General features: G+C 36.7%; 1 protein-coding gene. It reads left to right on the top strand.

The window, feature by feature from the left end; genetic code table 11:
* Positions 1-79: 79 nt before the first annotated feature.
* On the top strand, positions 80-274 hold the full coding sequence (locus R0J87_RS18670) for a hypothetical protein (RefSeq protein ID WP_410608916.1): 195 nt from the start codon (positions 80-82) through the stop codon (positions 272-274).
* Positions 275-412: the final 138 nt, after the last annotated feature.

Raw genomic sequence — 412 nt, 5'->3', positions numbered from 1 at the left:
ATTGGTACAGTAGAGTTGGTTGTTGTCGATGAGGAATCTGGTAGGTTTCGACCACTTTGGAATGGAGAGACAGAATGAGATGCCTATAAAGCCACTTAAGAGAGTGATAGTTGAAAGTACCGAAGAAGGAATTGAGATTAGCAGATTACCAAACAATGAAGAAATTGCACACAAAGTCAATGAAATTGTAAGGTTTGTGAATACTTTAGAAAGCAAAAAAGTGGATAAGCCTGATCCTATACAGAACTTATTTTCAAAAACAAGAAAGTGGTGATGAAATGACTGCAATAGGAAATGAACAATCGCAAGTGCATGTGTATATTGAGGGTGCTTGGATTGATCAGTCATTTAGAAACTTAAAGGCTGGTCAAATATTTAAAATACTGCAGGATGAAGGGATTGGTGTATACAC

The organism is Halomonas sp. SIMBA_159, assembly GCF_046536035.1.
GTDB classification, from domain to species: Bacteria; Pseudomonadota; Gammaproteobacteria; order Pseudomonadales; family Halomonadaceae; genus Vreelandella; species Vreelandella venusta_A.
This window is presented reverse-complemented; position numbering and strand designations above follow the sequence as displayed.

What these genes read in the sequence shown, in the direction of transcription:
- R0J87_RS18670 (WP_410608916.1), top strand. Translation starts at nt 80, where the DNA reads ATGCCTATAAAGCCACTTAAGAGAGTGATAGTTGAAAGTACCGAAGAA.